General features: G+C 74.7%; 7 protein-coding genes. 2 read left to right on the forward strand and 5 right to left on the reverse strand.

Annotated features, from left to right (window positions below; genetic code table 11):
* The coding region (locus MCM47_RS38400; protein WP_238861329.1) for a DUF4231 domain-containing protein at positions 1-907 on the forward strand (907 nt) is incomplete at its 5' end.
* A gap of 73 nt (positions 908-980) precedes the next feature.
* Complete coding sequence (locus MCM47_RS38405; RefSeq protein ID WP_238951602.1) at positions 981-1835, forward strand: alpha/beta fold hydrolase; 855 nt, start codon at positions 981-983, stop codon at positions 1833-1835.
* A 29-nt stretch (positions 1836-1864) separates the two neighbouring features.
* On the opposite strand, the gene MCM47_RS38410 is transcribed toward MCM47_RS38405, so the two are convergent.
* The 5 genes from MCM47_RS38410 to MCM47_RS38430 form a co-directional block, all read right to left on the reverse strand.
* Positions 1865-2830 carry a D-glycerate dehydrogenase gene (locus tag MCM47_RS38410; RefSeq protein WP_238861327.1) on the reverse strand — a complete coding sequence of 322 codons (966 nt, stop codon included), beginning with the start codon at positions 2828-2830 and terminating at the stop codon, positions 1865-1867.
* 46 nt (positions 2831-2876) lie between these two features.
* A complete protein-coding gene (gene fxsT / locus MCM47_RS38415; RefSeq protein WP_374209114.1) occupies positions 2877-6869 on the reverse strand; it encodes an FxSxx-COOH system tetratricopeptide repeat protein in 3993 nt (1330 codons plus the stop codon).
* Positions 6866-8224: a TIR-like protein FxsC gene (locus MCM47_RS38420; RefSeq protein ID WP_238951600.1), complete on the reverse strand. Its 1359-nt coding sequence runs from the start codon at positions 8222-8224 to the stop codon at positions 6866-6868. Before MCM47_RS38420 ends, fxsT begins: the two co-directional genes overlap by 4 nt.
* Before the next feature lie 140 nt (positions 8225-8364).
* Complete coding sequence (locus MCM47_RS38425) at positions 8365-9210, reverse strand: aminoglycoside N(3)-acetyltransferase (RefSeq protein WP_238861321.1); 846 nt, start codon at positions 9208-9210, stop codon at positions 8365-8367.
* Positions 9211-9296: 86 nt separating this feature from the next.
* Positions 9297-10557, reverse strand: a 1261-nt coding sequence (locus MCM47_RS38430) for an HEXXH motif domain-containing protein (RefSeq protein ID WP_238951601.1), incomplete at its 5' end; no start/stop codon positions are given.

Genomic DNA, 10557 nt, shown 5'->3' on the forward strand with positions numbered 1-10557 from the left:
GCGGGAGCACGAGCTGCTGCCCGCACTGTTCTGGACGGCCGACTCGGCCTCGTTGCAGGGGCAGCGCCGGTCCGTCCTGCTCTCGGCCTGGGAACTGGTGCTGCTGGTCGCCGCGGCCGGGTTCGGCTCCGCCGACGGCGAGCCGTGGGCCTGGTCGGCCGCGGTGGCCTACCTCGGCGCGATCGGCCTCGCGGTGGTGATCAGCCGGCAGAACCCGCAGGGCCTCTGGTACGAGGGCCGGGCGGCCGCGGAGTCGGTGAAGACGCTCGCCTGGAAGTTCGCCGTCCGGGCCGACGCCTTCCAGCCGCCGCCGCGCACCCTGCCCGACGCCGAGGGGCTGTACAGCTTCCAGCTCGGCCGGGTGCTGAACGCCTTCCGGGGCAGCCGCGCGGTCGGCGCGGCCGCGGAGGGGCCCGACGCGCCGATCACCGCGGCGATGCGCGGCCTGCGCGACCAGCCGCTGGCGGTGCGCCGCGAGGTCTACCTGCGGGAGCGGATCCTGGTGCAGCACGACTGGTACCGCTCCAAGGCCCGGTACTGCGCCCGGGCCGGCTTCTGGACCGGCGTGCTCGGCGTGGTGCTGCCGGGGCTCGGCCTGGTGCTCGCGGTGCTGCGGGCGATGGGCGGCTTCGGCTACGACGCGCTCGGCACCGTCTCGGCGGTGGCCGCCTCGGTCACCGCCTGGGCCCAGCTGCGCCAGTACCGGCCGCTGGCCGCCGCCTACGGGCTGGCCGCGGACGAGCTGGAGCTGATCCGCGACCAGCTGGCCCGGCTCGACCTGGGCGCGGCGGACGCCGAGGAGGTCTGGGCCAGGCTGGCCCGGGACGCCGAGGACGCCGTCTCCCGCGAGCACACCACCTGGCAGGCCCGCCGGGAGGTCCGCGGGACCACGGACCGGGACCACTGACGGAGGACCGAACGACCGGGGCCGCCGACCGGAGCACCCCGGAGTACCGAGGAGGCCGCGCGTGACGTTACGGATGGTCAAGGCGGCGGACGGCCGCGCCCTCGCCGTCGAGACCGTGGGCGACCCGCGCGGCCGGCCGGTGTTCCTGCTGCACGGCACGCCCGGCAGCCGGGTCGGCCCGCACCCGCGCACCAGCGTCCTCTACCGCCTGGGCATCCGGCTGGTCTCCTTCGACCGGCCCGGCTACGGCGACTCGGCCCGGCTGCCCGGACGCCGGGTCAGCGCGGCCGCGGCCGACGTGCGGACCATCGCCGACGAGCTCGGCATCGACCGCTTCGCCGTCCTCGGCCGCTCGGGCGGCGGCCCGCACGCGCTGGCCTGCGCCGCGCTCCTGCCCGAGCGGGTCACCCGGGTCGCGCTGCTGGTCAGCCTGGCCCCCCGGAACGCGGCCGGCCTGGACTGGTACGGCGGGGTGACGCCCCCCCACGTCCGGGCCTACCAGGAGGCCGAGCGCGGGCACGACCAGATCGCCGCCTCGATGCGGTTCCGCTCCGAGCAGATCAAGGCCGACCCGGTCCGGCTGCTCAAGGGCCTGCGGCCCGAACTCCCGGCCACCGACCGCGAGGTGGTCGCCGACACCGGGCTGCGCCGGATGCTGCAGAGCAACTACCGCGAGGCGTTCCGGCACGGCGCCGACGGCTGGATCGACGACGTCCTGGCCTTCACCGCCGACTGGGGCTTCAAGGTCCAGGACATCGCCGTGCCGAGCTGGCTCTGGCACGGCGCCGACGACCAGTTCTCACCGGTCGAGCACTCCCGCTGGCTGGCCGACCACATTCCCGGCGCCGCCCTCTACCTGGAGCCGGGCGCGGCCCACTTCGGCGCGTTCCGGGTGATGACCACCGCGCTCAGCTGGGCCGCGGGATAGGTCGCGTCCGGTGGACCGGGCCGGGGGCGTCAGGCGCCGACCGGGGTGACCGGATCGCCGCCGGCCAGCACCGCCAGGACGTTGTCCACCGCGAGGCCGCCCATCGCCTGCCGGGTGCGGACGGTGGCGCTGCCCAGGTGCGGGGCCAGCACCGCCCGCTCCTGGGCCAGCAGTGCCGACGGCACCTCCGGTTCCCGCTCGAAGTTGTCCACCGCAGCGGCGAACAGGGCGCCCGACTCCAGCGCGGCGGCCAGCGCCTCCTCGTCCACCACCCCTGCGGTCATCGAGACCACCACCGCCCCGGGCGGCAGCAGGGCCAGCCGGCGGGCGTCCAGCAGGTGACGGGTGGCGTCGCTGAGCGGGCAGGTCACCACCAGCACCTCGGAGCGGGCCAGCAGCTCCTCCAGCGGCAGCCACTCGGCGTCCCCGGCCCGGTCGGCCGGCAGTTCACGGCGGTTGTGGTAGCCGACCGACATGTCGAAGGCCCGGGCCCGGCGGGCCACCGCCTGGCCGATCCGGCCCATGCCGAGCACGCCCAGCCTGGTGCCGGCCAGCTCCATGCCGAGCAGGAAGTTCGGCGCCCAGGCCCACGGCCGCCCGGAGCGCAGCCACCGCTCGCCCTCGCCCAGCCTCCGGGTGGCGGCCAGCAGCAGCGCCCAGGCCATGTCCGCGGTGGCGGCGGTCAGCACCCCGGGAGTGTTGCTGACCGCCACACCGCGCTCGGCGCAGGCGGCGAGGTCGACGTTGTGGTGGCCCACCGCGTGGTTGGCGACCAGCCTGAGGCCGGGGCCGGCCGCGTCCAGGAACTCGGCGTCCACGGCGTCGTCCAGCGTGGTGACCACCGCGGACCGGCCGCGGACGGCCGCCAGCAGCTCGCTCCGCGGCATCGGCAGGTCCGAGTCGTGGTGCGTCACCGCGTGGTGGGCGGTGAGCCGCTCGATCACGCCGGGCGCGAGGCGGCGGGTGACCAGGACCGGGGGCAGCTGCGGGCTCATGGCCCCGCAGCCTACCCGCCGGCCCCGGCCCCGGGTCGGCCCGCCGTCACACCGGCTGCGGCTCCAGGTCGCGGTTGATCCGCTTCCAGCCGCGGGCCGAGACGGTGTTGGGGTGCTCCTCGCCGAACTGGCGGATCAGCTCGGCGATCGCCCGGGCGCGCAGCTCGGCCGCCTGGGTGTGCCGGCCGGCCGCCCGCAGGGTGACGGCCAGGTTGGCCTCGCAGGCCACCGCGTCCGGGTGGCGCGGCGTGTAGCGCTCGCACAGGCCGGCGTGCGCGGTGCGGCCGAGCTGCTCGGCGAGGTCGATCTGGCCGTCGTCCCCGTACGCGTTGGCCAGGTTGATCAGCGCGTTGAGGGTGTACGGGTGCTCGGGCCCCACCGACCGGGTGAGCCCCTCGACGGTGGCCAGCCCGCGCTCGATCGCGCCCCGGACGTCGCCGCTGCCCCGCAGGTAGATGCCGAGGTTGTTGGCGCAGGCCAGGGTGAACGGGTGCTCGTCGCCGAACAGCCGCCGGTGGCCCTCGTAGACCGTCGTGCAGAGGTCCCGGGCGGCCTCCTTGTCGCCGGAGGCGCTGTGGTCGGCGGCCAGGTTGAGCGCGCAGGCCAGCGCGTCGGGCGCGTCGGCGCCGTACCGCTCCAGGTAGCGCTCGTAGGTCTCCTTGGTGATCCGGCGGGCCTCGGCCAGCTGCCCGGTCCGGCGCAGCGAGACGGCCAGCGACTTGGCGTTGCGCAGGTTCTCGGGCAGGTCCGGGTCGAGCACGTCGCCGAGGTCCTCGGTGACCTCCTGCAGCAGTTCGACCGAGCCCCGGTAGTCGCCGAGTTCGCGCAGGTCCCGGGCGAGGTTGGACTTGGTGGAGAGGGTGTAGGGGTGCTTGGGGCCGAGCACTGCGGTGCGCCGGTCCAGGGTTTCCTGGTCGAGTTCGCGGGCGGCCTCGCTGTCGCCGACCAGGCGGTAGTCGATCGCCAGGTTGTTGGCCATCGACAGGGTGCGCGGGTTGTCGTCGCCGAACAGCTCGCGGAACTGGTCGAGGATCTCGCGGTCGAGGTCGAGTGCGGCCTGGAACCGGCCGAGCGCCCGCCGGTCGGCGCCGAGCGAACCCGCCGTCATCAGGGTGTACGGGTGGTGCTCGCCGAGCAGCGCCCGCTGGCGCTCCAGGGTGGCCTCGTCCAGGGCCAGCGCCTCGGCGTAGTTGCCCTGCGAGCGCAGCACGTTGGCGAGCTGGAAGCGCAGCAGCAGGGTCTGCCGGTCGTCCTCGCCGAGCTTGCTGGTCCACTCCGCGTCCAGGGCGTGGCCGAGGTCGCGGGCGCGGTCGAGCTCACCGCGCTTCCACAGGTAGCGGACGCGGTCGATGAGCAGCTGCCGGGTGTCGGCCTCGTCGCAGTTGTGCGCCTTGGACGGCGACAGGTGCGGCCAGATCTCGTCGAACGCGGGCCAGTTGGCCGGGTCGTCGGTGTCGCCGAGGACCGGCCGGGCCCCGGTGAGGATGCGGTGCACCTCGTGGACGGCGACCTCCTGCTCGTCCTCGGTCATCTCGGCCCGGATCACCGCCTGCACCAGCCGGTGCACCTGGAAGCTGTTGGTGCCGGCGTCGACCTTGGCGAGCGCGTACCGGCCGATCGCCTGGATGACCTTGCCGAGCATGAACTTGTCGCTGAGGTCGGCGTCGTACTGGACCAGGGCGCGGATCATCTGGTCGCTGTAGAAGAGGTTCATCGAGATCGGCTCCGGCGCGAAGAACGCGCAGAGCTGGAGCAGCCGCACCGCCGCCGGGGACTGGGTGCGCAGCCGGGCGATGGAGACGTTCCAGGTCGCGCCGACCGGCGTGGGGTAGTCGGCGGGGCGGGCGCCGGCCAGGGCGCGGGCCGCCTCCGCCTGCAGCTGGGCGACGTAGGTGTCGACCGGGGTGCCGGTGGTGTCCAGCCAGGCCGCGGCCACCTCGACGGCCAGCGGCAGGTCGCCGACCGCCTCGGCGACCCGGTCGGCGTCGGCGCGGGAGAGCCCGCGGGCGCGCCGGCACAGGTGCTCGACGCTCTCGCCGCGGGTGAAGACGTCCACCTCCAGCGCCTCGGCGTGCCCGGACCAGGCCTGGTTGCGGGAGGTGACCAGGATGTGGCCGGAGCCGCCGGGGAAGAACCTGCGGATCTCGGCGGGCTCGTCGGCGTTGTCGAAGATCAGCAGCCACCGCGAGGTGGGCACGCCGCGGCGCAGCGCCTCCCGGGCCGCCTCGGCGGCCTCGGTGACGGAGTCGCCGACCCGCAGGCCGAGCCGGCGGGCCAGGTCGGCCAGCGCGGGCGCCACCAGCTCGGTCTGCTCGGCGTCGATCCACCAGACGAGGTCGTAGTCGGACATGAAGCGGTGCGCGTACTCCAGCGCCACCTGGGTCTTGCCGACGCCGCCGAGGCCGTACAGCGTCTGCGGGGTGGGCAGCACCGCGGCCATGCCGCCGCGCAGCTGGTTGCGCAGCTGCTCCAGCACCGCGGCGCGGCCGGTGAAGGACGGGTTGCGCGGCGGCACGTCCCACACCTGCGGCTTGCTGCCGGGGAAGCGCGGGCCGGTGCCGGTGGTCTCGGCGAGCGGCACGTCACCGCGGCCGAGCGCGCGCAGCAGGGTCTGCACCGACTGCGCCTCGTCGCGGCCGACCAGGTCGACCGGGTTGCGGTTGCTGAACGGCGCGGTGAGCCGGACGTCGCCCACGCGGACCGGGACCAGCTGGCGCCGGGTGCCGGACGGGTCGGAGCTGACCACCGACTCCCAGAGCGCGCGGGCCTGCGGCGAGCGCTGGTAGGCGGGCGAGAGCACGGCGACGGTCCGGTACGCGGCGTCGATGCCGCGCTCGGTCTCCTGCCGCGGGTCGGAGCCGGCGGAGAGGTCGCGGGGCAGCACCCGGAACCCGGCCCGGGTGAGGACGGACTCGATCCAGTCCGCCCACATCCGGTCCTCGGGGACGTAGGAGAGGTAGAGGTCGGCCGGGACGGACGGGCGGCGCCGGGTGAAGGCGTCCACGTACCGCAGCCGGAGCTCCTCGTCGACCGGCGGCAGCGAGGTGACCCGGCCCTCGGTGATCACCCCGGTGAGCCGCTCGCAGGCGGCCAGCATCGAGGTCTGGGTGCCGCCCTGGTCTCCGAAGGTCGCCAGGATCTCCTCGTAGGCGTAGAACGGCCGGTACGGGATCTCCACCGAGCCCCAGTAGTGGGCGAGTTCCTCGCCGGACAGGCCGGCCGGCAGGCCGTCGAAGCGGATCCGGGCCAGCGCCCGGCCGGCGTCGGCCTTCTCCTTCTCGCCCTCGTCGATGCGCATCGGCACCGGCAGGATGCGGATGCCGCGCTCCCGGTAGCGGTCGTGGATGTGCTGGGCGATCCGGGAGGCGCCGTCGATCGACTGGTCGCTCAGGGTGAAGCAGACCACCAGGTCGTCGGGCATCTGGACGGTGCAGATCTCGGCGATGTCGGAGAGACCGGTGCGGGAGTCGATCAGGACGTAGTCGTAGCGCTTGCTCATGTCGGCGCGCAGTGCGTCGAAGAACTGCCCGCCGTCGAAGCGGTCGTAGAAGATGTCCCAGTCCAGGTGGGTGACGGCCTCGGAGTAGTCGCGGTTGAACTGGCCGGCGGAGAGGAAGTCCAGGCTGCCGCCGTCGGGGAACATCGGCCAGGAGAGCGAGAGCGCGTGCGGGTGCACCCGGGCGAAGTCGAGGTGCCAGCCCTCGGCGTGCTCGACCGGCCGCAGCGCCTCCTCGCGGTACTCGGCGATCAGGTCCATCATGCCGGTGGTGCCGGCCAGCACGGTGGGGTCGAGGAACGGGTGGAAGAACTTGGCCAGGCCGGGCGCCTCCAGGTCCCAGTCCACGGTGAGCACCCGGAAGCCGTTGGCCGCGAGGATCCACGCGGTGTTGGCGAGCGCCATGGTGCGCCCGGTACCGCCCTTGTAGGAGTAGAAGGTGATGATCCGGCCCTGCCGGTCCTGCTCGGCCTCCCGCTGGGCCGCCAGCTCGGCGGCGCTCAGGCCGCCGATGCGGAGGTTCCTGGTGCGGTTCTCGCTCATGTGGTTCCTCCCCCGAACGGCGTCCCGTCGTCCGGGCGATCGCCTGCTTCGCGTGGATGGTCGTCGTGGGCGGGGAGGCCGGGTCCGTCCCGGCCCCGGCCGTGCCGGAAGGCGTCCCGGAGGTTGGGCCGGGGCGGAGGCGGTTCCTCCGGCTCGGTCCTGGTCCGGCTCTCGAAGGCGTACTTGGCTTTCATCGCGGCCCGGGGCAGCGCGTCGTCGAACTCCTCCAGGCTGCCGAGTCCGGGCTGCCCCCCGGTGGCGCCGAGGAAGCTGGGCCGGGTCGCGCGGTGGGTGAACCGCAGGGCCTGGTCGCTGAGTTCGCCCATCTCGCGGTGCTGCTCGGCGCAGTCCGGGTCGTCCATGTTCCATGGTTCCAGGACGCTCACCCAGCCGCAGTCCGCACGGTCGAAACGACGGACGAGTTCACGCCACCGCTCGTCCTTGAGCACCCAGCGGTCGAGCAGCAGGAGGCCGGGGGCGGTGGGCTCGCCGCCCGCGATGATCTCCTCGGCCTCGCCGTCGAACTCGTGCACGGTGGCCTGGAAGCCCAACTGCCGCGCCAGCCGCACCGCGTGCTCGGCGAGCGGGCGGGGGGCGGCCGGCCGGAACGGGTGCCAGTCGGTGCGCTTCTCGCCGTAGTAGTCGGGATTGCGCTCCGGCGGCACGTCACCGCGGTGGTAGGCGAGGACGGAGATCCGCAGCCGCTTGGTGGGCGCCGTGACGTTGAAGGCACTGGGTTGCGAGTTGAAGTCCAGCCGCCGCCCCACCGGGATGACGGTCTCCTCGGCGACCTCCACGATCCGCCGGGCCAGCCGGTGCACGGCCAGCTCGTAGGCGCCCCGGAAGTAGCTCAGCTTCATCAGCGCGTACAGGCCCTCGGTCGCGTAGTCGGGGCCGAAGCTCGCGTGGTTGAACTGGAGTTCGCTCGCCACCTCGGGCAGCCGGTAGCGGCTCATCGGCGCCCAGAGGACCGGGACGATGCCGCTGGTCCGCTCCGAGTCGAAGTTGGCCGGGTAGACCGGCCGCCGGGTGAAGGAGTACCACTCCTGGCCGCACGGAACGCTGTTGAAGTACCGGGGCGAGTAGAGCGGCACGAAGACGCGGCAGGTGGCCAGTTCCTCCGAGAGCCGTTCGGCCCACAGCTCCCCCTGGTGCATGGACTCGTCCATGAAGCCGACCGGAACGCCCGCCGGCACGGTGGTGAGCTGCAGCACGGCCTCGCAGAGGTCGCGGTACAGCTGCCGTACCCAGTGGTTGGGGTCGCCGGCGCCGCGCGCACCGGCCCGCGGAGTGTGCGCGTAGCTGAGGAAGAAGTACGGCCGGGAGGATTCCTCGTCCCCGCCATGGTCGTTCACACGCGCCTCCCCCTGGCCCGCCTGCAACCGCCTTCCCGCGAGTCCCCGCACGCGGGGCTTCAGTGTAGGAACGACTGACGCCCCAATGGAATAGCACATCGGGCCGCACGAATTGACATGACTGAAACGACCGCCCCCTTTTACGCCGTGGCCAGGTCGGGCCTGAGCCAGCGCCGCCGGCGCAGGATGCCGACCGCGAGATCGACCGCCTCGCGCATCGGTACGAGCCGGCAGTCGGCGCCGCCCACCCTGCCGCGGCGGACACCCGCGGCCTCGCGCAGCACCTCCTCGCCCAGCTCCGCGAAGTGCAGGTCGTCCAGGAGCGGGCCGTCGAAGTGGACCCAGCGGCGTCCCCCGCCCTCCCGGACCACGCAGCCGTAGTGCCGGACGGGGATGTCCGGCATCTGCAGGTCGGCCAGGTGGAAGGGGGTGAACCTGGCCATCCCCACCCCGATGCCCAGAACGTCCGCTCCGAGCTCGTACATCCGGCCGAGCGGCGACGCCGTGCCGAGGTGGCAGGTGAGCTCGTGCAGCTCGGTGACGTCCTTGGCGCGGGCGCCGACCGCCGCGAAGGAGGACTGCGGGTGGTCGCTGCGCACCGCGCCGGGGTGGGTGCGGACGAGCTCCGAGAGGCGTCCCATGGTCGGCGAGGACGGCGTCGTGTACGGGTCGAAGGCGGGCAGGTGCGCCCGCCACGCCTCCACCTCCTCGGGCGACCAGCCCTTCGTCATCTCCCGGACCAGCCGGGAGGTGTCCGAGTTCTCCGGCGTCGCGGTGTAGGCGACCAGGGTGCCGCGCCCGGGCCCGCCGAGCGCGTCCAGCAGCGCCTCGACGACGGTGGTGCCGCCGCCCTCGACCGGACCCAGCCTGCGCAGCGAGGCCTGGACGAGGAGCACGGCGCCCGGTCGCACGCCGAGCGCGGTGAACTGCTCGGCGAGCGCCGTCCTGGTCAGTTCGTTCTCTGCTATGTCCTGCCGGGGGGGCACGGGACGCGGTTCGGTGAGGATGACGGTTCCCGAAGACGATCGGCCGGAGCGGATCCGGTACCGGTGGGGGGTGGACGCGGGGGCGGTCAGCCGATGGGGGCGGCCGGGCGCCGGGCCTGCCGGGCCTGCTCGGCGGCGGTCTCGGCCGCCGCCGGCAGTGCCACGTCGAGCCAGGGCCCGACCGTCTCCCGCATGCCGTCGGCGAAGCGCAGGCCCACCGGGGTCAGCGAGCCCGAGCCGGCCAGCCGCTCGACCGCCTCGGCGGTGTACCGGCGCCACAGCGCGAACTGCGCCCGGGCGTGCTCGGCGGCGGTGCCGGGCAGGCCGTCGTAGACGGCGGTCCGGGTCCGCCAGAAGGCGGTCACCGCGAGGTGGGCGTAGGTGCCCTGCAGCAGGCCCTCGATCGGGCGCGGGTCGGGCCGCCAGGGTGCGTCGTACAGTGCGGTGTCGGCGGGGTCGTAGAGGTCCACCAGATCCAGTACGGCACCCAGTTTGACGTGCTGGAACTCGTGCGCGAGCAGGAGCGCGAGGGTCGGCGCGGTGGCCGGGCGGGCGATCCCGACCGCGCCGAACGCCTGCCGGGCGGCGGCGCTGACGTCGCGCCCGGGCGGGCCGGGGCGCAGCGGGGTGACGGTGGTCAGGCCGGTCCGCATGCCCTCGGCGAAGGCCGGCAGGTCCCGGTCGAGCAGCTCGACGGCCTCGCGCAGCGCACCGGTCCAGGCCAGCAGTTCGGCCTCGCCGAGGCGGTCGGCGACCGGCCACTGGTGGCTGTCGCGCTGCGGGTCGGCGTCCTCCAGGGCGAACGTCCAGCCGCCGGCCGGCCGGACCCGCCGGACCGGCTCGAAGCGCGGGTCCGGGCGGCCCTCCCCGACGGTGAGCACCTCGCCGTCGGCGGTGCGGACGGTGAACCCGTCGCCGGTGCCGGTGACGATCGCCTCGCCGCCCCCGCCGAGGCCGATCCGGCCGAGGGTCGGCAGGTGGAGGCCGCCGGCCCGGACCGGGACGGCCACGGCGTCGCCCCGCCCGGCCCGGACGGCCGCGGCGGCGGCCAGCTCGGCCAGCCGTCCGAGCCCGGCGCCCGGGTCGCCGCCGAGCCGCCGGGCGGCCCAGGCCCGCACGTACGGGTGGCCGAGCACCGCGTCCAGTGCGGCCGGTGCGGTGGAGTCGAGGTCGGCGAGCAGGTCCCAGGCGGCGGAGGAGCGCAGCCCGGAGGTGCTCCGGACGGCCGCCAGCATGGCGCGGGTGAGGGCGAGCTGGGACCGGACGAGGGCGCGGACGGTGTCCGCGTCGCCGTGGCCGCGGGCCAGCCGGTCCAGCTGCCGGTCGGTGAGGCCGGCGGGCGGGGCC

The organism is Kitasatospora sp. A2-31, assembly GCF_022288725.1.
In the GTDB taxonomy this organism is placed as follows: domain Bacteria; phylum Actinomycetota; class Actinomycetes; order Streptomycetales; family Streptomycetaceae; genus Kitasatospora.